The sequence below is a fragment of the Gallibacterium anatis DSM 16844 = F 149 genome, assembly GCF_000379785.1.
Taxonomy (GTDB): Bacteria; Pseudomonadota; Gammaproteobacteria; order Enterobacterales; family Pasteurellaceae; genus Gallibacterium; species Gallibacterium anatis.
In genome coordinates this window covers 1-24,394 of the sequence record NZ_KB903700.1, presented here as the reverse complement: position 1 = coordinate 24,394, position 24,394 = coordinate 1, and the positions used below count along the sequence as shown (strand labels likewise).

General features: G+C 41.2%; 16 protein-coding genes. 10 read left to right on the top strand and 6 right to left on the bottom strand.

Annotated elements, in window-relative coordinates; all coding sequences use genetic code 11:
* From A3EO_RS0106700 to A3EO_RS0106690, 3 genes are all read left to right on the top strand, one after another.
* Positions 1 to 235: IS3 family transposase (locus A3EO_RS0106700; protein ID WP_018346516.1), on the top strand; the 235-nt coding region annotated here is incomplete at its 5' end.
* A 352-nt stretch (positions 236 to 587) separates the two neighbouring features.
* The gene (locus A3EO_RS13615; protein ID WP_018346515.1) at positions 588 to 4,439 is read left to right on the top strand and encodes a hypothetical protein; all 3,852 of its coding nucleotides are present in this window, start codon (positions 588 to 590) and stop codon (positions 4,437 to 4,439) included.
* Positions 4,440 to 4,495: 56 nt separating this feature from the next.
* Positions 4,496 to 12,700 (top strand): hypothetical protein, encoded by an 8,205-nt coding sequence (locus A3EO_RS0106690; RefSeq protein ID WP_018346514.1) that lies wholly within the window; start codon positions 4,496 to 4,498, stop codon positions 12,698 to 12,700.
* 102 nt (positions 12,701 to 12,802) lie between these two features.
* On the opposite strand, the gene A3EO_RS0106685 is transcribed toward A3EO_RS0106690, so the two are convergent.
* Positions 12,803 to 13,315 carry a peptidylprolyl isomerase gene (locus A3EO_RS0106685; protein WP_013746381.1) on the bottom strand — a complete coding sequence of 171 codons (513 nt, stop codon included), beginning with the start codon at positions 13,313 to 13,315 and terminating at the stop codon, positions 12,803 to 12,805.
* Positions 13,316 to 13,453: 138 nt separating this feature from the next.
* Here A3EO_RS0106685 and cysS point away from each other — a divergent pair, with 138 nt between their 5' ends.
* The 3 genes from cysS to A3EO_RS0106670 all read left to right on the top strand — a co-directional run bounded on the left by cysS (position 13,454) and on the right by A3EO_RS0106670 (position 16,264).
* Positions 13,454 to 14,833, top strand: a complete 1,380-nt coding sequence (gene cysS / locus A3EO_RS0106680; protein WP_018346513.1) for a cysteine--tRNA ligase — start codon at positions 13,454 to 13,456, stop codon at positions 14,831 to 14,833.
* Positions 14,834 to 15,516: 683 nt separating this feature from the next.
* A complete protein-coding gene (locus A3EO_RS0106675) occupies positions 15,517 to 15,708 on the top strand; it encodes an antitoxin VbhA family protein (RefSeq protein WP_013746378.1) in 192 nt (63 codons plus the stop codon).
* Positions 15,677 to 16,264: a Fic/DOC family protein gene (locus tag A3EO_RS0106670; RefSeq protein ID WP_018346512.1), complete on the top strand. Its 588-nt coding sequence runs from the start codon at positions 15,677 to 15,679 to the stop codon at positions 16,262 to 16,264. The genes A3EO_RS0106675 and A3EO_RS0106670 overlap by 32 nt, the downstream gene beginning before the upstream one ends.
* A 30-nt stretch (positions 16,265 to 16,294) precedes the next feature.
* Here A3EO_RS0106670 and A3EO_RS0106665 read toward each other — a convergent pair whose 3' ends face one another.
* Both A3EO_RS0106665 and A3EO_RS0106660 read right to left on the bottom strand, forming a co-directional pair.
* Positions 16,295 to 16,591: a HigA family addiction module antitoxin gene (locus A3EO_RS0106665; protein WP_018346511.1), complete on the bottom strand. Its 297-nt coding sequence runs from the start codon at positions 16,589 to 16,591 to the stop codon at positions 16,295 to 16,297.
* Positions 16,592 to 16,601: 10 nt separating this feature from the next.
* On the bottom strand, positions 16,602 to 16,880 hold the full coding sequence (locus A3EO_RS0106660; RefSeq protein WP_018346510.1) for a type II toxin-antitoxin system RelE/ParE family toxin: 279 nt from the start codon (positions 16,878 to 16,880) through the stop codon (positions 16,602 to 16,604).
* 199 nt (positions 16,881 to 17,079) lie between these two features.
* Between A3EO_RS0106660 and A3EO_RS0106655 the strand changes: the two genes are divergently transcribed.
* Positions 17,080 to 17,463: a type II toxin-antitoxin system RelE/ParE family toxin gene (locus tag A3EO_RS0106655; protein WP_018346509.1), complete on the top strand. Its 384-nt coding sequence runs from the start codon at positions 17,080 to 17,082 to the stop codon at positions 17,461 to 17,463.
* Positions 17,456 to 17,758, top strand: coding sequence for a helix-turn-helix domain-containing protein (locus A3EO_RS0106650; protein ID WP_013746372.1), 303 nt, complete (start codon positions 17,456 to 17,458; stop codon positions 17,756 to 17,758). The genes A3EO_RS0106655 and A3EO_RS0106650 overlap by 8 nt, the downstream gene beginning before the upstream one ends.
* A gap of 101 nt (positions 17,759 to 17,859) precedes the next feature.
* Here A3EO_RS0106650 and A3EO_RS0106645 read toward each other — a convergent pair whose 3' ends face one another.
* Both A3EO_RS0106645 and A3EO_RS0106640 read right to left on the bottom strand, forming a co-directional pair.
* Positions 17,860 to 18,603 carry an amino acid ABC transporter ATP-binding protein gene (locus tag A3EO_RS0106645; RefSeq protein ID WP_026211038.1) on the bottom strand — a complete coding sequence of 248 codons (744 nt, stop codon included), beginning with the start codon at positions 18,601 to 18,603 and terminating at the stop codon, positions 17,860 to 17,862.
* A 2-nt stretch (positions 18,604 to 18,605) separates the two neighbouring features.
* Positions 18,606 to 19,322, bottom strand: coding sequence for an amino acid ABC transporter permease (locus A3EO_RS0106640; RefSeq protein ID WP_026211037.1), 717 nt, complete (start codon positions 19,320 to 19,322; stop codon positions 18,606 to 18,608).
* Positions 19,323 to 20,068: 746 nt separating this feature from the next.
* Between A3EO_RS0106640 and A3EO_RS0106635 the strand changes: the two genes are divergently transcribed.
* A complete protein-coding gene (locus A3EO_RS0106635) occupies positions 20,069 to 23,875 on the top strand; it encodes an ESPR-type extended signal peptide-containing protein (protein ID WP_018346507.1) in 3,807 nt (1,268 codons plus the stop codon).
* Positions 23,857 to 24,105: a hypothetical protein gene (locus tag A3EO_RS0106630; RefSeq protein WP_018346506.1), complete on the top strand. Its 249-nt coding sequence runs from the start codon at positions 23,857 to 23,859 to the stop codon at positions 24,103 to 24,105. The genes A3EO_RS0106635 and A3EO_RS0106630 overlap by 19 nt, the downstream gene beginning before the upstream one ends.
* 12 nt (positions 24,106 to 24,117) lie before the next feature.
* Here A3EO_RS0106630 and A3EO_RS0106625 read toward each other — a convergent pair.
* On the bottom strand, positions 24,118 to 24,394 hold a 277-nt coding region (locus A3EO_RS0106625; RefSeq protein ID WP_018346505.1), incomplete at its 5' end, for an integrase core domain-containing protein.

Sequence of the window (24,394 nt, the reverse complement as noted above, 5' to 3'; positions counted from 1 at the left end):
TGAGCACAATATTGTGCAGAGTATGTCAAGGAAAGGCAATTGTTTAGATAATGCCGCGATGGAGAGTTTCTTTGGTCGGATGAAAGTGGAATGTTTTTATGGCAAAACTTTCGACAGCATTGAAGAACTTGAATCTGTTATCAAAGAATATGTTCGTTATTACAATGAGGAAAGAATACAATTAAAATTAAATGGACTGAGCCCTGTTCAATACAGAATTCAGTCCTTAAAATAACAGTCTAACTTTTCGGGGTCAGATCACTTAAACGGTAGGGTTTTTTTATGCCCGAAAAATGGAGTAGGAAAGCACAAGGCTAAATTTAAGTAAATCACAAAATAAATATTCAAATAAAAGAAAGAGAAAAATAACGATTGAATTAATAGGATTAAACGTTCAAAAAACGGAATTCAGTCAGTTTTTTGAAAAAAGAGAGAAAAAAATGCGATATTCGTTACGTTAAATACAATAATTTACAAAACAAAACAATCTATAAATTTTGTAGTAAAATTTGCAAATTCAGTTTATGTAGTCTGTAAATTTCTATTTTTTAATACCATCACAACCCAATTTTATAGAAGGAATGTATATGGCTTTAATCTTTACTGCAAAACACGCAAATTCTCGCACAGCTTTAAAAGCAGCACAACACTACCAAGTGACCGCTAAAGTTGGCGAAGAATATAACCTTATCGACAGCGTTACCGGCAAAACACCGGAAGACATCAAAGTGGCTCGTCGAGGTAACGACCTCATTCTTCGCAGCGACAAAGAAGATGTAGAAGTTGTCATCAAAGATTTCTGGGGCGTTTGCTCAGAAGGTAATCAGTGCTATGCCAAATTAGATGTACCAGCAACTGAAACAACACCGGACGGAGAAGTGATCATTACCCAAGTTGACCACGAATTGGAAGGTTTAATCGCCGGTGAAGTGGGAACAATCGAAGATGATCGTGGCGGAATGTTATTCTGGTGGATTTTAGGCGGTATCGGCGCAGCCGGTGCGATTGCAGCCGGATCCGGCGGCGGTTCAGGCGGTGGCTCAAGCAGCAATAACAGCCATCCAAGCGATTACGACAGCGATCACGACGGCGTTAATGATGCTGATGAAAGAGCAGCCGGTTTAGATCCACATAATCCAGATACTAACGGTGATGGTATTTTGGACGGTGATGAAGATTCTGACGGTGACGGTATTCCAAACAAAAATGAATCCAACCCTAACCAGTCTGGAATTACCGATAAAAACAATGACGGTGTTTCTGATTTAACTCAACCTGCTGATCCTGTCATCACTAAAACCACAGCAAAAGGTCCTGATGGTCAAGAGCGCGAAACAGGTGGCATCAAAGTAACACCGGCACAAGATAGTAATACGCATATTGATAGAACCGTAATTACCTACACACCGGAAGATGGTAATGATGGTAAAGGTGAAGAAACAACCATTATTGCCAAAAATGATAATGGCACTTGGGTGATGACTGACGAAGACGGCAACATTATTCCTGCTGATGAGTTAGCCGACAAAGGCATTTCTATCAATCAAGGTACAGGCGAAGTTACTTTCAAACCTGATGCAATTGCTGATGGTCCGACTATTTCTGTCCACAATGAAAATGACGATGCCCAAAATCCAAGTAAAACCGTTACAGAAACTGCACCAAAAGATGACCACGATGCGGATGGTTTAACAGATGATGTTGATCCGGACGACGACAACGATGGTTTACCGGATGATGTAGAGAAAAACGATCCGGAAAACAAAGATGGTGATGATATCAGTGGTTTAGATCCGCATAATCCGGATACCAATGGCGATGGCGTAAACGATGGTGACGAAGACTCTGATGGGGATGGTGTTGATAACAAAACTGAAGTTAAAAACGGCACAGATCCATTTGTAAATGAGGACGACCCAAGTAAAGTCTTGCCAGACCAAGATGGTGACGGTATTCGTGATGATATTGATACCGATATCGATGGTGATGGTGTCAATAATGCTGATGAAAAAGAAGCAGGCACAGATCCGAAAAATCCAAATACAAATGGCACACCGGATGGCGATAAAGACACTGATGATGATGGTTTAACCAACAAAGAAGAGTCAGATCCTAATCTCAACACCACCACCGACCGTAATGGCGATGGTAAACCTGATATTACCGACGGCAATAAAGATGAAGACGGTGACGGTGTCGACAATAAAGATGAAAAAGACAATGGCACTAATCCTTTTAACCCTGATACCGACGGTGATGGCAAAAAAGACGGCGAAGATGACGTGAATAATAACGACGTCGATAATGATGGCGTTAATGATTCCGATGAAAAAGATGCGGGTTTAGATTCAAGCAAAGATGACAGTGATGATAACGGAGTAAAAGACGGTGATGAGGACTCCGATGGTGACGGTATTTCAAACAAAGACGAATCTGATACCACAAAACCAGGTAAAACAGATGAAAACAACGATGGTGTTTCTGATGTGAATCAACCCGCTGATCCTACGGTAACGCATTCAAGCAAAGTGGGTGAAGATGGTGTGACTCGTTATACTGGTGGGGTAGAAATTGACCCATTAGGCAATGGAGCATCACACATCGATCGCGTGACTATCAACTATACACCAGAAGATGGCAAAGATGGTGCAGGTACACAAACAACAATTTATGCCGTCAACAAAGACGGTACATGGGGCTTGTATAAAGATGATGCAGGCAAACAAGCCTTAAATAACCCGTTGGTTACTATCGATAGCCAAACCGGCAAGATTACCTTTGCTCCTGATGCAGTGGCAGATGGTACATCTTTGAGCGCACAAAATGATAACAAAGCAACAGCACCAAAGAGTGAACCTAGTAAAGAAATTAGTGTTGTGGCAAAAGACGATAACCTTGATGCGGATAAACTTTTGGACAAAGATGATACCGATATTGATGGTGATGGTGTCAATAATGCTGATGAAATTGCTGCCGGCTTAGATCCACACAATCCGGATACCAATGGTGATGGCGTAAACGACGGTGACGAAGATTCTGACGGTGACGGTAAACCTAATAAAGACGAATCCGATGCGGACAGCGATAAAATTACTGACAAAGACGGTAACGGTAAATCTGATATCATCGAAGGTAAAGACGAAAACGGCAATCCAACCAAGCCAAAAGATACTGACGATGACGGTACTCCGGATTATAAAGATACCGATATCGATGGCGATGGTGTAAACAATGCCGATGAAAATGCTGCTGGCTTAGACCCCCGCAATCCAGATAGTAATGGTGATGGCGTGAAGGATGGTGACGAAGATTCTGACGGTGACGGTAAAACCAATGCCGAAGAATCCAACCCTGACAGCAACACTATTACCGACAAAGACGGTAACGGCACTTCTGATATCATCGAAGGTAAAGACGAAAACGGCAATCCAACCAAGCCAAAAGATACTGACGATGACGGTACTCCGGATTATAAAGATACCGATATTGATGGCGATGGTGTAAACAATGCCGATGAAAAAGAAGCCGGTTTAGACCCACGCAATCCAGATACTAACAACGACGGTAAAAACGACGGTGATGAAGATACCGATGGTGATGGCATTTCAAACAAAGAGGAATCCGATGCTAGCGGTAATACGCCAACAGATAACGATGGCGATGGCAAAACAGATATAGTTACGCATCAATTCGGTAGTGAGATTACGGCTGTTCGTGTTGATGATGGTGTGTTGAACGCATCAGATTTAGAAGGATCTACCGTATCCGTTGTGGTCAGTGTTGACCTTAAAAATGGCGAAACCGTAGAATCATTCAAAGTAAATGACACCACAGAAATTCCTGCCAACAATGTTGAAGACAATGGTGACGGCACCTTTACCCTCATTGTGCCTAAAGACAGCTTAGATATTACAGCTGATGGCAAAGGTAAATCCATCGATGTTGAAGCCACCTTAAAATACGAAAATCCTCAAGTAGGCTCACAAACTGGCACTGTCAGCAAAGCAGGCAGCTATGATGTGGATACACAGCTTGATGATAATGCAAGTGTGACACTTGATGACAAGGGTAATGTTGACACCAGTGACGATGTAATCACTATTGATTTAGCTGAAAACAATAGCCCTGATGTGACCACTGTTGTAGTAACACTGACTCCAGAAGGTGGACAAACCACGACCGTTACTTATATCAAAGACGAAAATGGTCAATGGACTTCGGATAATCCAAATTATCCAGCCAATGAGGACGGCACTGTCACTATTGATACAGATAAACTCACTCCGGGCTCAACTGTCACTGCGGTGGCTAAAGATGATGCCGGCAATACACAAGACCAACCTTCATCTGTCACCGTGCCTAATCGTTATGATGTGATTATCGAAGGGGTGAATGGTGATGATCACGTGATTAATGCCGAAGACGCTGCGGGCGGGTAGTCGTCACTGTCACTCCTGATCCTGAATCCCCATTTAAAGAGGGTGAAACTGCAAAAGTGACGGTTACGCCACAAGGTGTCAGTGGATCAAAAGAATATGAGGCCAAGCTTGATGATAACGGTAATCTCAGTGTAATTATTCCTAAAGAATATATTGAGGGCTTAGATGGCAAAGATGTCGACATCAAAGTCACACCAAGCGACACAACACGTGCGCCTAAAGAGTTTACCGATATTCATATCGATACCAGCGCTCCAAACACACCGACAACCACCGCCGAAGATACCGATGGTAATGGCATCAATGATACTGTGGTAGTGGATAAAGATAGCCTAGGTGATGCGCAAACCGTTGATGTGACAATTACCGATAAAGACGGTAATGAAGACACCATCACCTTAACTAAAGATGAGGACGGTAAATGGACAAGCGATGATCCACGCATCACTATCGATCAAGGCGGCAATCCAACAGTCAACATTAATCCTGGTGAAACCGTCAGCGTAGTTGCTACCGATGAAAACGGCAACAGTAGCGATCCGGCTGTCGTGTTTGTACCGGGTTCAAGCATTGAAGCGGTGAGCGTGGATTCCGATGCATTGATTAATAAAGCCGAAATCGACAGCAACAAAGATATTCCAATTACCGTAGTGGTAAAAACCGTCGGTACCGAAGGTGTATCTAAAGTCACTGTAAGCATTGAGGGTAGTGTTAAAACCCTAACTTACGATCCACAAGCGAGCGACAATACCTTAGTTGCAGCCGGTAAAGATGCAGACGGCAATTTAATCTTCAAAGGTACGGTAAAAGCGACTGACTTAAAAACTGCCGCCGGTGAAGATTTAGCCGGAAAAGTGACTGCTAAAGTAGAAGTTTCTTCTCAAGTAGGCGGTGGTGCACAAAGTTTACCGGAAAAATCAGGGGATTATACCGTTGATATCACCGCACCGTCTGCACCAACTATTGAAACAAATGGTGACAAAGTTACTATTGATTTACCTGATACCGGTGCTGATGCGGATACTGATAAAGTAGTGATCAAAGTCACTCCAGAAGGCGGTAAAGAAACCGAAGTGACCTTTACTAAAGATGAGAATGGTGACTGGACAGCATCCGATAATAATCCGGGCTTTGAAATCGTAGATGATGGCAAAGGCGGTAAACAAGTTACTATTTCAACGGATAAATTACAACCAAATAGCGACATCACTGCACAAGCGACCGATAAAGCAGGCAATACCGGCGATGAAGCAAATAGCACCGTCCCACAACGCTTTGACTTCTCGGTTGAGGGCGTAACACCGGGTAGCGATGAAATTATTAATGCTCAAGATGCTGTTGGTGGTGTAGATATCCTTGTTACGTTACCAGAAGGGCTTATTGTAGGTGATAAAGTTAAAGTTATCTACACTAATCCTAAAGGAGAAGAAACGCCTATTTCTGTTGATGTGACTCAGGAAATAATTAATGCGAAACAAGTTTCCGTTTCTGTGCCATATGACAAAATCAATGCAGTTAACAGTGTTGACCCAAGCAAACCGGATGCCAGCATCAAGGTTGAAATCACCGATAGCAATGGTGCGCCTAAAGAAGGTATTACTAACCCTGAACCAATTCAATTTGCAGTGGATACCCAAGTCGGTTCAAGCCCAAGTATTACTGATGCTGGTGATGATGGCTTCACAGTCGATTTACCGGATGATGCCGGCAAAGGCGATAAAGTCGATGTGACAGTGACTCATCCAGACGGTAGCCAAAACACTCACACCTATACTAAAGGAGATGATGGCTGGACTGACGAAAACGGCAACAAAGTCACTGAGCCTGTTACCGTACCTGCGGACAAAGGCTCAACTATTGAAGCACAAACCAGTGATGATTCCGGAAATAATAGTGGTAAAGCAACCGGCTTTAAACCAAATACCACCATCGAAAGCGTGACTGTCGGTGGCGATAATACCATCAATGCGGACGAAGCCGGCGATCTTTCAAGTGGTGATGGCAATAATGTACCTGTATCCGTCACTTTGGATAAACCGGCTGAAGAAAGCGCAACGGTGACCATTAAAGTAGGTGATAACAGCTATCCTGCTAAACAAACTGGCACCGATGCAGACGGTAAACCTGTCTATACCGCTGAAGTACCGGCTAAAGCCTTAAACGAAAACGCTACTTCAGACAGCAATGGCAGCAACGACGGCAAAGTCACTGTAGAAGTCAAAGTCAGCAAAGACGGTATCGGTACCACCTTGCCTAAACAAGAGCAGTCTTATGAAATGGATACAGTACCACCGGATGCTCCGACTATTGGACGTACTGAAGGCAAACCACAATTTGAAGTTACCTTACCGGACAATGCAGCACAAGGTGATAAAGTAGAAATCAGTATTGTCGATAAAAATGGTACAGAAACCAAACTTATTGCTGAAAAAGATGCTGAAGGTAACTGGAAATTGACGGATGCTGATGGTCAGCCAGTAGATAGCAGTGTTGCCACTTTGGATAATGGTAAAGTGCTTATTCCAGCAGAGCCAGGTACAGGTGTGAAAGCACAAAGTACAGATGCAGCCGGTAACACTTCTGCACAAGCTGATGATTTTATTCCGGCAACGACAATTTCTTTGGTAGGCATTGAAGTGAACGCGGACAGAGAAGCAAATGCAGGTAATCCTCCGGGAGCAGATCTTTATCGTAATGATGATTATAAAGGTGATAATGTTATCAATAGAGCGGAATCTGCCAAACGTGAACTTTCCTTAGGCGATATAACCGATAGTGCTGATTTAGAGCGTGAAGTTATCCTCAAAATTAAAGCAGAACTTGGTGTTGGTGAGGAAATTCGCACCAATAGTGACGAGGCGACCATCGGCTTTAAAGGTAAAGATGGTAATTTAATCAAAGCCAAAGTGACAGACATTAGCTATGACGAGCAGGGTAATCCAATCTATACCGTTAAAACAACTGTCGGTAAATTGAGCGAGTTGATTGAACATCCGACTATGCCAACTGCCTCAAACGAAGCCAAAGTGCCTAATGGTGAAGCAACATTAAACTTGCAAGCAGTTGTGGATCGCAGTGGCTTTACGGTTAAAGCAGATACCAGCAATGAGGTCGACAATCAAGACGGCAAGGTAACTTTTGATACCTTAGCACCAAAAGTCAACGTAGCTATCGATAACGGTGAGGCAACGGTCACCTTACCGATAGAAGAGGATGCGACAAAAGTCGATATTCGTTATATCGGTAAAGATGGTGAAACCCACTCTGTAATCTATGAAAAAGTAGATAACCAATGGGTGGATGCAGACGGCAAAGCACTTGATCATCAAGAGAAAGTAACTCTTGATAATAGCTTAATAATGCCTTCTTCCTTTGTGAAAGTGTACTCAAGTGACCAGGCAGGTAATATTGGCTTTGATTCAGCAAAAGTGGACAGTGCAAAATTGGATGCGTTTGTCGAAGGTACAGACTTTACTAAAGTTTCCGATCAGCCGAAAGATAATTACGTCACCAAACCGGATTTAGATGATGGTGTTTTAACTACCCGCATTCTATTGCCGGATGAAATCGTGAAGAAATTACAACAATTTAGAGATAGCACCGATGGAAGTCATCAGGGAGCCAGTGATGTTTATTTGGTATATCACCTCTATCAAGTGGATGCTTCAGATAAGAAAACCAACATCTTTGATTTCTCAAGTACTAGTACAGAATCCGGTAATACAAACGGTACTAATACTTTTAGTGGCTATGCGAACTCCAGTAAGGGTAAGGAATGGATACCGACAAATGGGGACAAGAGCCAAGCTTATTATCAATTCAATAAAGATGGGGCAGGACTGACATTCCTCAATCAGGCGATTGAAAATGGCTATTTGGAAGTGGCGGTAGGAACTTCACCTAGAGTGAAAAATGCAAACGGTGAATATGGTGATCCGCATTCTTTAAGTGACGGTAAGTATGAAATTAAAGTGGAATATATTACTGGTTCACAAGTAGACACTTGGAAGAAAAATGGATCTATAAGTAATCCTGCAAGTAGTGATTATGCTGAACAACATTATGAGTTCTTTATTGATACCAAAGCTCCATCTACAGTAGAACCAAAGGTTGAGGGTGATAACTTCGTTTTGGATCTTAGCACGGTAACTGACGATGAAAAAGGCGATCAGGTAGTAGTGAAAGTGATTAAAGATGGTCAAGAAGTGCAATATACCTATACCCGTGGTGATAATGATAAGAGCTGGACTTCTACGGATGAAAATGCTCCAACTGTGGATGGTGAGGGTAAACTTTCTATTCCGGCTAGTGGTATCGTTGAAACTTGGTCACAAGATCCACACGGTAATGTGAGTGACCCTAAAACAGCCTTTAAAGCAGAAACTGAAATTACATCTATCACCGTTGCCGGTGACGGTGTGGTTAATAAGGTAGAAGCAGCTGAGGACAAAGTGCCAGTTAAAGTGGCGGTGAAAGTTGGCGATGGTGAAACTATCAATAGTGTCAAAGTTAAAGTAGGCAGCAAAGAAGTGGATGCAATCGACTCTGGTAATGTGGATAAGGACGGTAATCATATCTTTGTAGCGGAAGTGAGCGGTAAAGACTTAACCGATAATGCGACTAGTGATGCTAACAGTAACAACTTCAAGGACGGCAAAGTTACTGTGGAAGTAAAAGTTAGCAAAAAGGGCTTTGAGGGAGTGGAAACAACGATTCCAAACAAAGAAGAGACTTATGATGTTAATTTGGATCAAATCGTACCAACCGTTACCGCTTCAGAAACGGATGGTAGTGTTACTATCACTATGCCAACCGAGCCGGAAGCAAAAGAAGCAAAAACTGTTGAAGTGAAATGGACAGATGAACAAGGTCAAGACCATACTGTTACTTATACGAAAAATGATAAAGGTGGTTGGGATTCTGATAAACCTAATGAGTTACCAAGTATTTCCAATGACACGGTTACTAGCGTGAATGGTCAAAATCTAACTAAAGATTTGTCTGTGACTATTCCACAAAATGATGTCAAAGACGGCACTCAAGTGGTAGCAATTGTTACCGATGCTGGCAATAAATCAGGCGGTAGAGATGATGCGTTGGCACCAAAAGATGCTGCTCCTAAATTGGCAGAAGTACAAATTCAAGACGGCAATGATGGTGTCTTGGGTTATACCGATTTAGTCAATGGTGCGGTGAATGCACGTGTTTACTTTGATCCGGCTGAATTTATGCCTAATAGCCACGCTAATAGCGGTACTTTCAATGTGTCAGTAGGTGCCGATACAATGAGCGGTACACGGGATTACACTGTGACCGTAACTGAAAAAGCGGGTGGTAAAGGTTATGATGTGAGTGCAAAAACCACTGATGGTAAGGCAGTTGAGGTTAAATATGATGCCGATGACGGTCGTTTTTACTTCGATGTTACTGGATTTAAAGCGCCGAGGGATGGTCAGGATATAGAAATAACGGCGAAATTTAATACTGCAGGTGATGCGATTGTGGCAGATGTCAGCGATACATCAACTCGTTTACAAGGAGCTAAAGTTACAGCAATTGAAGTGCGTGATGATGTTGATCAACTTCGTGATTACCAAATTCAATTGATGAAAGAAGCGGGAGCGGATTATGACAGATTCCCTCACCAATTCTCAGGTATGATGAATAAAGACGGTTCACTTACTGATGATAATCGTTGGGATGATATTCTTGTTCGTGTTGAACAAGGAAAACCTGAAGATCAGGAATTTATCGGTAAAACCTTAAAAGTTCAAATCATCAATAATGCTATTGCGGAAGGTAAAAACGGTCATATTGTTGAGGAATTTACTCAAGTGATTAAAGCTGGTCAAAGCGAATATCACTTTGCAGCTAATGCTTTATTGACAGACGGAAAATATGATGTGGTGGCAACTGTTTGTGATAGTGCAACTGGTAAAGCCGTTAGTGGAGATAATGCAACTAAGACACTGAAAGATATTACTGTCGATACTGCCTTTGATTTAGATGCTATTGGCTTTAATGGCAATAATATTGTTTTTGATCCAAAAGACAACGATCCTGCGTATGGTGCGAAACATCGTCAGGTTAATGATACTGATAACCAAGCCATTCAAGTAGCTAACGGGTTGACTTATATCACAGGTAAAGAAGCAACAGATCCGGTTGAATTGCCTTATGGATCATACAAATATGTTTTAGTCGATAAAGCAGGTAACTTGCTCACTCCTGAGTATGTGATTACAGCAAAACGTGTTACTGGAGATATTACGCCTGATGTTGCACCTACTTATAATGATTTAATGACCAAAACAGGTCGTTTTGAACAGAATACGTTATCGACACCAGATGGTATGCGAACCACTGATAGCAACGATTATCTTATTGTGATGGCAGATGGTAGCGGATTCAGTGGTGATCCGGATGGTAAGTGGAAGTGGCGTCAAGATGGCTTCACCGGTATGATTAATGGTGTTACGCCATCTGATGGTGAAGGTGCTGATCGCGTTGTAGACATTGATATGGCAGGCGGTGATGATACTGTTAGTGCAATGATGGTGATGGCTAATACTGCAATCTATACTGATAGTAAAGGTGATCTTGAGGGTGATAAGAGCGGTAATGACACCATTCACTTAAGTCGTGGTGTATGGGGTTATGGTGTACCAGCACAACGAATTTACTCACCAGCAATGGGTATGGCAGGTGATGGAGACCAAGTATTCTTCACAGGTAAAGGTGATGACAAATTTATTGTCTCTGGTGTTATTCTCGATAATAAAGAGCTTCCTTGGGCGGGTAATAATGAATACCCTGATGGTAATGATTTAGGATGGAGTTATAAATGGGGTAATATGCCGTATAGCTATTCACGTAGTGATGAATCATTCTTTATGACTACTGCTCGCGTGGATATGGGTTCCGGTGATGATGAAATTTCTTTAGCCGGTGGTATTCTTGCTGATGGTGATGCTAATATAAACCACTCTAATTATTTTAATTTAGGTAGCGGTAATGATAACTTTATTGTTGGTGGTTCAATTCGTGATACGGTTTCTAAGCATTCGTCATCCAATGTTATCGACTTAGGCACAGGTAATGACCATATGATTGTCGGCGATTCTTTGGAAGATCATACCTTGATTATTTCTAAAGATAGTGCAGTAATTGATATTAACTACGACATTAAAGGTCACTCTGCGTTATTGCTTGGTGATGGTAATGATACTATTAAGGTGCGTGGTAGTGTCTTTAGTGACGGCACAATGGATCGTTTCTATGATGTAATCAGCGATAATGCGTCTTATGGTGAAGTATATAAATCTGCTTGGTATGGACCAAGTCAATATGTGCTTGAAGGTCAATTACATAAAGGTGCTGCTGTTGCCTTTGATTTAGGTGATGGCGATAACCATATTGAAGTATTAGGGGTTTCTGAAGATACAGGTGCGCCGGCTGCTTGGGCAACTACGGCTCTTTATGCTGGTGATGGCAATGATAGTTTCACCGTTAAGGGGAATGTTATCAATGTCAATAATTATGGCGGTGAAAAAGCACTTGACTTCGGTAACGGTAATAACACAATTGATATCAGTGGTAATGTCAATAGTACCAATATTCGTGCTGGTGCGGGTGATGATAGTGTAATTATCGGTGGATCACTTGATGCAGAGATAAAAGATAGTGCTAGTACAATTAACCTTGGTGCTGGTAATGATACTGTTATCATTAAGGAGAATGTAGGTCGTGAAGACGCATCTTCATATGTGGTGGATAGTGGTGATATAACCAGTATCAATCTCGGTGAGGGTAATAATACGCTTATCGTTGGTGGAGTATGGTGCAATACTAATCTTAACGTGGGTAGCGGTGATGATCATATTTATATTAATACCTTGGATGTGAAAAATGTAGATTCTATCTTTACTTTTGATGGTTCTAATACTCATAGTAGTGGTAACGATATTATTGTGATCGATAAATTACAAGGCGAGTTAAATCATTTTAAATTCAATATGAATACTGATTCAGAATTCCCTGGTCTCACGGTTCAATCTTCATTAGAGGACAAGAATAAGTGGAGCAAATCTGAAGGAAGTAAATCACTTGAAGACTGGAATGTGACGGATGAAACTTTGTTAAGTAATGCGAAAGAAGGTACTCATTATGAGCAGTACACTTATAGCAGAATCTCAGAGGGTAATTCGTTTACTATCTATATTGCAGTAGATGATCCAGCCAATACCAATAACGTCCTCTAACGAGCGTGGGCAACTGCCCACCCTGTAGCTAGACGTAAAAATGCCGCTGATAAAGCGGCATTTTTTTATCTGAAAATCGATGAAAAATAAAAAAGGAGGAAATTATTCTTCTACTGTAACGGAAGTGATTACCACATCTTCTGTCGGCACATCTTGATGGAAACCTTTATTACCGGTTTTCACCGCCTTGATTTTATCGACTACATCCATTCCTTCAACCACTTCACCGAACACAGCATAGCCCCAATCTTGTACGACTTCACGTCCGAACATCTGTTTTGCTCGGTAATCTAAGAAAGTGTTATCAGCAACGTTGATAAAGAATTGTGCAGAAGCAGAATGCGGATCGGAAGTGCGTGCCATTGCAATAGTACCACGCTTATTACTAAGCCCGTTATTGGCTTCATTGCGAATCGGTGCTTTGGTCGCTTTCTCTTTCATTCCGGTTTCCATTCCACCACCTTGAATCATAAAACCGTTGATTACACGGTGAAAAATGGTGTTGTTGTAGAAGCCTTCTTTGCAGTAATTTAAGAAGTTTTCTGCGGTAATCGGTGCCTTTTCAAAATTTAATGCAATTTTAATATCGCCAAAATTAGTGTGTAGTATTATCATTAGCTATTCCTTTAAATAATGTGAAAAATCGCATTATTATTCCACAAAATGTAAAAGTGGTCTATTTTTGCAAAAAACACGATATCAGCGTGGTGAGAAAGAGATCAGATTAAAGAGTAAAAAAGTAAGGTCATCAATATGTTAAAGATTTTTAATACATTAAAACGAGAAAAAGAGATTTTTACCCCTATTCATCCTAATCAGGTTGGAATGTATGTGTGCGGAGTAACAGTCTATGATCTTTGTCATATTGGACACGGGCGTACTTTTGTTAGCTTTGATGTTATCGCTCGTTATTTACGTTATTTAGGTTACCACTTGACTTATGTGCGTAATATCACTGATGTGGACGATAAAATTATCAAACGTGCGCTAGAAAATCACGAAACCTGTGAGCATTTGGTTGATCGGATGGTAGCAGAAATGTATAAAGATTTTGATGCTTTGAATATCCAACGTCCTGATTTTGAGCCACGAGCTACACATCATATTCCAGAAATTATTGCACTGGTGCAAAGATTGATCGATAACGGGCATGCCTATGTAGCTCAAAATGGTGATGTGATGTTTGATGTCGATTCATTCCCAGAATACGGTAAATTATCCCGTCAAGATTTATCTCAATTGCAGGCAGGTGCACGCGTTGAGATCAATGATATCAAGAAAAATCCGATGGATTTCGTATTATGGAAAATGTCAAAAGAGAATGAGCCGAGCTGGCAATCGCCGTGGGGGGCAGGCCGCCCCGGCTGGCATATTGAATGTTCAGCGATGAACTGCAAACAGCTTGGCGAACATTTTGATATTCACGGTGGCGGTTCAGATTTGATGTTCCCGCACCACGAAAATGAAATCGCCCAATCGTGCTGTGCGCACGGAGGTGCTTATGTCAATTATTGGCTGCATTCCGGAATGATTATGGTCGATAAAGAGAAAATGTCGAAATCATTAGGTAATTTCTTCACCATTCGTGATGTGTTGCAACATTATGATGCGGAAAGCGTACGCTATTTCTTATTAACTGCACATTATCGTAGCCAATTAAATTACAGCGAAGAGAATTTAAAATTGGCACATTCAGCATTGGAACGTTTATACACCGCCTTACGAGGCACTGATGCCAATGCTACTGCTGCCGGTGGTGAACAGTTTATCGAAGCCTTTAAAGCGGCAATGGATGACGATTTTAACACGCCGGGTGCATTGTCTGTTCTATTTGATATGGCACGTGAATTAAACAAATTAAAAGCGGAACAAGATCCACAAACAGACGCATTTGCTGCACGTTTAAGAGAGTTAGCCGGCGTATTGGGCTTGTTATATCAAGATCCGGAAACTTTCTTACAAGCCGGCATTGACGATGACGAAACCAAAACCATCGAAGCACTGATTGCACAACGTAATCAAGCCAGAGCCAATAAAGACTGGGCAACCGCCGATGCCGCACGTGATAAGCTAGCTGCTATGGGCGTGGTGATTGAGGATGGTGCTAACGGCACGACGTGGCGTAAGGGGTAGATTTTGGGGGTTTCGCTTAAATATTACGGCTGCGCCTTGTGTTGATTTTTGGGTTTTGATCTAAAGGTTGATTTCTTCATTTTACTGGCAAGTTTAGGTTTCGCCTAAAGGCGACCTACTTTCTTACTTGTGTAAGAAAGTAGGCAAAGAACACACCCCCTGACAACTTGCTGTTCTTCATTTCGCGGAGTGGTAGACGGAGAATTTTTAAACTCGCCCCCATTTTAACCGCCACTGCGTGGCAAAATGGGGACTCAAACACGAAAAATTCTCCTAGCTACTTCGCCGCTCATTCAGGCAAGTTGTAAAGGGGGGAAGGGGGATTTTATCTAGATTTGAGGTAGGTTGGATGTTCGATTGATTCAACATTATGCCGCTTATCCAGTTAATTTCTTTGGCAAGTTTAGATTTCGCCTAAAGGCGACCTACTTTCTTACTTGTGTAAGAAAGTAGGCAAAGAACACACCCCCTGACAACTTGCTAATCTTCATTTCGCGGAGTGGCAGACGGAGAATTTTTAAACTCGCTCCCATTTTAACCGCCACTGCGTGGCAAAATGGGGACTCAAACACTAAAAATTCTCCTAGCCACTTCGCCGCTCATTCAGGCAAGTTGTAAAGGGGAATGGGGATTTTATCTAGATTTGGGGTAGGTGAGATATTGGACTCCTTAAGGAGATAAAAATGATTTCAGAAGAAGAAAAATTAAGTAGACAAAAAGCGGTTAAATCTGCCATTGATAATAACCGACTGGAGGGCTTAGAACCTAGCCAAGTATTTATAGATATTGCGCAAAACTGGGTTAATGGCAGCTTAACTAATGATGAGTTTGGGAGAAAAGTGTATGAAATACACGGGCTTCGATTCCCACGTTGATGAAAACGGAGTATTGAAAAATTATTTTGGTATCAAAGATCAAGATAAATTAGAACAAGTTGAAAGAGATATTGTTTCTTATAAGGAGTCTATTCTTAAAGATAATCAGATTAGAGGAAAATTTGACCTAAAGCATTTACAAAATATTCATAAGTATTTATTTGGGGATATTTACCCTTTTGCCGGGAAAATTAGGGATGGTTATCTACAAAAAGGGGAACAAGACTTTACAATGGGATATCGCATTATTCCACAATCAGAAAAATTATTCGCTCAATTAAAAAAAGAACATTATCTAAGAAATACCGAGCCGGAAAAAATTGCCGGTCGTTTGGCTTATTACCTAGGCGAAATTAACGCTATTCATCCTTTCAGAGAAGGCAACGGCAGAACTCAAAGAATATTTATAGTCCAATTAGCAAGAGAAGCCGGTTTTGAGTTGAGCTTTAATCAAGTTACTCAAGAAGAGATGATTAAAGCGTCCATTCAAGCCCACAAATGCGATTATTCGGGGCTTGAAATGGTTATAAAAAGAGGATTAAAACCAATTAGGTGAGATGTGATTAAGTTTCAGCCTGTTTTTCACTTAATTTTCCCAAATCACCGGCGTAATATTGAATTTACATTGATGTTCCGCTTGCCACAAATCATATGCGGCTTGCTGTTGTAACCAACTTTCCGCACTTGGGCTGTTTTCTCCCAACCAAGCGTGTAGACGCAATGCCATTTCAGCACTAATCCCTGATTTGCCATTTAATAATCTTGATAGGGTTACTCTATTTATCCCTAACTGTTTAGCCGCTTCGGTTATGGTTAAGCCCAAAGCAGGTAAAATATCATTTTTGATTATTGCTGCCGGTGGAGCCGGGTTATACATTCTCATAGTTCAACTCCTAATGATAGTCTTGATAATCAACAACTTGCGCGTGTCCATTTTCGATTTTAAAGGTAATACGCCAATTCGCATTAACTTTGACACTGTAGTGCCCTACTAAATTTCCGTGCAATGGATGTAAATTCCAACCTGGAATATCCATATCATTAATGCTTTTTGCATTATCTAATCTGGTTAAAATTCGATTTAGTTTCGCTGCGTGAGCAGCAATAATGCCGGATTTATTGCCGGTTAAATAGAATTTTTCCAGTCCTTTGTGTTTAAACGAGATAATCATTCTAATGCCTTAGTCGCAGAAAAGATAGAATTTGTAACGTGTTACGCTACAAATTTTTCTTGACTAAGGTAACAATGGATAAGGCAAATGAGAGGAATTAATGGGTGATTTTGCGATCGTGATCGAGGTAATAAAGTTAGATTGAAAAAGCCTTTTGTAGTTGATACTATAATACTAAAGATTACATTTAAGTGAGCCAATGAGAATATTTAAAACTAAAGCTTTTAACAAATTTGCTTTAAAAAATGGTATTCCTGACAGCGAATTAATCAATGCTATAACGAGGGCAGAGCAAGGATTAATAGATGCTGATTTAGGCGGTAATATTATTAAGCAGAGAATAGCCAGAAAAGGGCAGGGACGTAGTGGTGGATTCCGTTCTTTTATTTTTTATTGTATCCAAAATAACAGCTATTTTGTTGCCGGAATTAGTAAAAGTGACAGAGAAAATATTTCATCACAAGAGTTAGCAGCGTTAAAGGCATTGGCTAGAGAATATACTCGACTAACAGCAAAACAGATTGAAGCACAAATCGAAAACGGATTATTTATTGAAATTTTACCGGAGGCAGAGGATGAGTGAATTGTTGGCAATGATCCACGAAAATGCGGCGGATTTACATAAAGCCGGCATTATTAATAAAAAAACAATGAAAGAATTTGATCAGCTTTGTTTGACACCTGTTGTAACTTATACGCCGGACGAAATTAGAGCGATTCGTGAAAAAGAACAGGTATCCCAAGCGGTATTCGCACATTATCTTAATGTGAGTAAAAATATGATTTCCGAATGGGAACGAGGCGTTAAAAAACCAAGTGGTGCAGCATTAAAGCTGCTTAATTTGGTACAGCATAATGGTATTGAGATTCTTGTGTAGGTGTTTTGGTTTTATTTGTGGTGAGTTTGGGGTTCGATCTAAGGGTCGATTTTATTTTACTGTGGCAAGTTTGGGTTTCGACCTAAAGGTCGAAACCAAAATTACCTCCGAATTGACCGCAAAAACGCATTCGTTCTCGGGTTGGTGCTGTGTTCAAAAAGCTGTTCCGGTGTGCCTTGTTCGATGATTTTCCCGTCACCCATCAAAATCACCTGATCCGCCACTTCACGTGCGAATTGAATTTCGTGTGTCACAATCACCATCGTCCAGCCTTCAGCGGCTAACGATTTCATCAATGCCAACATTCCTTGCACCAACTCCGGATCGAGCGCAGAGGTCGGTTCATCGAATAACACCAACTGCGGTTCAATCGCCAAGGCACGAGCAATGCCGATACGCTGCTGTTGTCCGCCCGACAACTGGAACGGATAGAAATCGGCTTTGTCCGCCAATTCAACACGCTCCAACAAATGACGCGCTTTCTGTTCCGCTTCGGCTTTCGGCATTTTCTGCACCACAATCAAGCCCTCAGTGATGTTTTCCAGTGCGGTTTTATGTGGAAACAGGTTGTAATTCTGGAAAACCATCCCGCTTTTTTTGCGTAATGCCTGAATTTTCTCTTTAGTCAACGGCTGTGAAAAATCAATCGACAATGAACCGTCATCAAACGTCAACGTGCCGGCATCCGGCGTTTCCAACACATTTAAACAACGCAGTAATGTGGTTTTGCCCGAACCGGAAGCACCGAGCAACACAATCACTTCCCCTTTATTAATACGCAGATCGATCCCTTTTAACACTTCGTGATCGCCGAAAGATTTATGCAAATTATTGATTGATAACATCATTACCTCGCCACATAACGTTCAAAATGTTTTTCCAGACGCTGTTGCGCATAGCCAAGAATGGCACAGGCGATCCAATAAATTAAAGCCGCTTCGCAATACACCAACAAAAATTCATAGGTGCGAGAAGAGATCACATTTGCCTGACGCATCATTTCCGGCACCAACACCACGCTGGCAAGCGAAGTTTCTTTTAATAAACCGATAAAACTGTTGGAAAGCGGCGGCACAGCCACACGCAACGCTTGCGGTGCGATGATGCGAAAAAAGTTCTGCCAATAACTCATCCCGATAGTGTAACCGGCTTCCCACTGCCCTTTCGGCACCGATAAAATTGCGGCACGTACCGTTTCTGAAGCATAAGCACCGGTGTTTAACGAAAAGGCAATAATCGCAGTCGGCAACGGATCAAGCGTAATGCCGACATTCGGCAACGCATAGAAAATAATAAAAAGCTGTGCCAATAACGGTGTGCCTCGAATGGCGGAAATATAAAAACCGGAAAGCGCATAAGCGATTTTATGTAGAAAATGTTTGCGAGGCGTTACACGCAACAACGCAATCGCCAACGCAATCACCATACCGACAATAAAAGAAATAATGGTTAATGGAATGGTGTAAAGTATCATCCCCTGCAACATTGGGAAGAATGCATCAATCGCAATGGTGGCTTTGTTGTCATCCATCCACGGCAGATTACTCAAAATCGAGTGAAAAATAGCGGAAAAGGATTCCGTAATTGAACTATTCACTAATATCTACTCCATACAATTATTGGGAAACGGACTAATGTACCTTTCTTTTGGGTTTCTGTTAAGGTTTGATTTAACTTTTTTGCCTGAAAATTGCTTTTTTTGCAAAACAAGGGCGTCATTTTGCGATTGTCAGCAAAAAAAGCAAATAACCATTATTTATTACATTTTTGCAAAAGTTATAACAATGCCGGCGGAATATATTATATGTATGCGCAATTTAAGCACGCTTTTATTTTTAAATTTTGATGTAAAACAAATGTCGCTTTCTCCTTGACGGTAAAGGCTTTAAACGATATTTAAAATCTTGTTAATTAATAGGGAAAAAATACTATTTTTTCTGAAAAAATAGGTGCAAAATACGTAACCTGATTGTATAAGAAGCATAAAATTGACAAAAAGTTGATCCGGCTAGCATTTTTGAAAAAAAACGATTGAATTTTTGCTAAAAACCGCGTTACGCTTGTCTATATATGCAAATTTTTATCGATAAGCAAAAATTCCGTATTGCAATTTATTTATAACTTTTTGTTTTTAATGAAGATTTTTAACTTCCCTAAAAGTGGCTCGGGGGGGGGGTAATGGACTAATTGTTAGCAGTGTTTAAATATTTTTATTTTGGACGCTTCTTTAAATCATCATCTTGAAAATATTTATACAAACATTACGTGCCCACCGAAAATAGGTAACCGATAAGGTTTAAGGAGCTCCGTATGAACAAAATTTATAAAGTGATTTTCAATCACCGCTTAGGTAATTTTGTTGTCGTTTCTGAACTCGCAAAAAGTTGTGGCAAAACGCAATCTGTGGCATCAGAACAGCCTGTTTCACGTTTTAATCCTTTCTCATTTTTACTCAAAACCTTAACTGCCGGCATTTTATTGGCATTGGGCACTGTGCAAACTGTTATGGCGGCGGAAAGTGTCATATTGCCTGCTGGGACTAATGTGACATTAGTCGCTAATGATGACGGTAGTTATTCCATTACAACAAACAATAACACTATGTCAGTAGGACAAATAGAAACTGATCCTAATAGAAAAACAAAGTATAAAACTTCACTACAATTAAATGGTTTCGGTATTCTTCAAAATCGTTATGACGGAGCAAATGAATTTAAGGAGCCGTATCTGTCCGGGATCGGGTTAGGAAGCGATGTAACGGTAGGTAATGCTGACTCTATTGCTATCGGGAGAGCTGCAGTAGCAGAGAGTTTTGCTCAAGACAACCGTAAGGGAGCTATTGCCCTTGGGGCAAATTCAAAAGCGACCAAACGTTCTGCTATTGCCCTCGGCTATAACACTCAATCAAATTATTCTGGTGCAGTGGCGATTGGTGGTGGCGGTAAGGATACTTCAGCCAGAGCGGGATGGGACTCTACCTCTCTTGGGTTTAATGTTAAAACTGAAGGAGCAAGAAATACAGTTGGTATTGGTTCTAAATTAAGAGCGGAAGGTGAGGGCAATATTGTTCTTTCTTCTACATCTAAGGAAAGAGAAGATAAAAATCTATTTGCAACAGTTAAAGGGAAATCTAATATTGTTATTGGAGCTGATGCTCGTTTAGTAGGTCAGCATAATAATGGACGGTTTTATGAAGCGTCCGGCGCAAAATATCTCGGTACGGATTATCAAGTTTGGGACGATATTTCCAACAACGTGGTGATTGGTGCTGAAAACACAGTGAATGGTGGAGGTTCTCCCGATTTTACTACCCGTAATGCTGTGTTTGGTTCAAATAACACTATTAATGCCGGTGTAAATGACTCTGTAGTGATAGGGAGTGGTGTGACTGTCGCTGCCAGCAACACTGTTTATATCGGTAGTCATTCTGAAGCTAATCTTGAAGCCGGTGAATCAACTGCCGGTGAATTGGGGATGACAGCGTTTACCGATACAGAATTTACCACTATTTTTGGTACCACTAAATTTGCCGGTTCAGGGGCAACAGGGCGTGGGGTAGTAACAGTGGGAAGTCAGGGTAAGGAGCGTCTTATTCAATATGTTGCACCGGGGTTGATTGATGAAAAATCCACCGATGCCATCAACGGCTCTCAACTTTATCAAGTCATTACCCATTCGCTTTCACAATTAGAGGTGGGGACAGATGCCAGTGGTACTTCAACCGATAAAATCACGCTAAAACCTGATAGTTATCGTTTTGATATTGTCGGTCAAAATGGCGTGACTACAGCGGTTAACGGCAAGGTTGTCAATGTTGGCTTACAACAAGCGACTTTAACGGCAACAAATGGGGCTGTTACTGCAAGCAATACAGGCGATTCCTATGCCACTGCCGGCAGTGTTGCCACCGCTATTACCAATGCCATCGCTCAAACCACTCAGCAATACCAAGGGGATAATAATAGTGGTACCAATGCGGTAACGATTAAACGTACGCCAAGTGATATTTTAAAAATTCAAGGTGAAGCAACCGAAGTTTCAGGTGAAAAAAATATTGGTGTGCAAGCTAAAGCAGATGGCACTTTACTCCTTCGCCTTGCTAAATCACTTAACCTTGGTGATGGCGGTTCCTTGACGATTGGCAAAACCGTGATCAATAAAGACGGTGTTAAAGCTGATAACGTGACTGCCAGCACCACCACAACCAATAGCTTGGTGGTGAAAGATAAACCGGCAGAAGGTGCAACCGATGCCAAAGAGGTGGATATTTCCAGTGGGCAAATTACCTTTAAAGATAATACAGACAGTACAGACGGTACATTTAAATCATTGGTGTTAAGTACAACGCAAAGCGGAACAAATGCGTTAGGCGCAAGCACTGACACGAAAACAGATCGCCTTGTTTTTGCCGGTAAGCAGTTAGCGACTATAGATGATGGTTTAAGTTTTAAAGGAGATTTGTTACAAGGCGAAACCACAGCGACAATTATCAATCGTAAATTAAACAGTTTGCTTAAAGTCGAAGGGGGTTATAGCGGTAGCAAAGATGATTTAATCTCCGGAAATATCGCTGTAGTGGCAACGCCGGACGATACATTAAAACTCCGTTTGGCTAAAAATTTACAGTCAATGAATTCGATTGCCTTTGGTGATGCAGGAAGTAATAGCAATCCATATATTAAAATGACGTTAAATGGTGCTTCTTCAGCGACATCAACTTCGCCGATAATGCAATTTGAAAGTAAAACAGACTTAGCTGCGCCTCGTATTTCAGGCATTTTTACAGAGCAGCTCGGTAGTGATAATAGCTTTAAAATTAAAAGTGATAGCGATGTTGTAACTGTAGGTGAATTAAAAGCCTATACGCAAGGTCGCGCTAATGCCACCGACACCAGTATCCAAAATCTTTGGTACGGTTTCAGCACTGCTACCACAACGACAACGACACCGAGTGACGGTTCAACAGCAACCACAACGACAACCACAAATTATGCGGTTAGACATCCGGTTACTTCAACAGACGGAGCACAAAATGTTATTCCTGTTAAAGGCGATAAAAACATTTCGGTTAAGGCAACCGGTACTTCCAACAAGGATGAAAACGGTGAATTACAAATTTCTTTAACGAAAGATGTTTCTATTGGTACACACGGCACAGGCAACGGTGGTACCTTAACCGTTAATGGTGAGGAGAATTCAGAACAAATTGTTCTAAATGGTAGCGATAGCACCATTTCAATTACAGATGGTAAACAACAACGGTTATTGTTGGATGGTACAAAAGGGGAGATGACCTTTTTAAATGCAGCCGGTAACTATAGTGTCTTTACTTTAACCCCACAAGCAATACCTACACTTGATGGTAGTAAACCTCTTTATCGTATTCAGATGGACGGTGTTGCTGTTGCAACATTGGACGATGGAATGAAGTTTGCCGGTAATAGTATGGAGCAACCCGATATTATTACACGTACATTAAATGATGAGGTACTTCAAGTTAAAGGTGGTTTTGCATTACAAGACGGTGCAAAAGTTGAAGACAAAACCACTGATAAAAATACTTATGTTGTTGCAGAAAAAGATGCAGAAGGTAAGTTAACAGGCAGTCTTCTTGTACGACTAGCCAAAGATTTAACGGATTTAAACAGTGCTTCATTCAAAAATTCTGATGGCAGTTCCACAACGGTGAATACTACAGTGGATGGAAATGGCATTAGCATTACTCCAAATAATACTGCAGATACTGCGAAAACCGTTAGCCTTACCAAAGACGGTTTAAGCAATGGTGGCAACACAATCACCAACTTGGCGGATGGTACAATTAATGAAAATTCCACCGATGCGGTAACCGGTAAACAGCTCTACAATTTAGCGCAACAATATCAAGGGGATGATACAGATGTTACGGTGACACGCCGTTCTGACCAAGTATTAAGAATAACCGGTGGCGCAAGTGATGTTTCTAGCAACAATAATATCGGTGTAACAGCAAATACCACAGACGGCACTTTAACTCTTCGTCTTGCGAAATCTCTTGACCTTGGTTCTGATGGTAAATTAACCATTGGCAACGCCTCTATGGCTAACGATAGTATCAGGTGGGCGGGTCTACCTTAAATAAAAACGGTTTAACTGCCACAAACGTTACAGCCACAACAGTAACCGGTGGCACTCTTAGAGTGGGAGATGAAACGAATGGCGTAGCGGTGTTAAAAGCCACTAGAGAGGGTGAATCATCCCCTGTACTTCAATTTGGCGATAGCACTACCTTACCAACTTATTTAACCAATGTGGCAGCCGGTAAAAATGATACCGATGCGGTTAATTATAAACAGCTCAAAGTGTAGTGATCCACTAAATCAGCAGTCCCTAATAGGTTTTTTCGCTAAAACTGGCGGTAATCCCTGATTATAGCTATGCGGTCTCACCCTGTTATAGTAAAACACATACTGTTTAATATCTTCCTTGGCTTCATCTAATGAAGAATAACCGCCCTTTAACATCCATTCATATTTAAAACTCCTAAACCAACGTTCCATCGGTGCATTATCCCAACAATTTCCTCGGCGACTCATACTTTGTATCAAACCATGCTGTTTCACACATCGTATAAATGACTCACTCCCATAAATACTG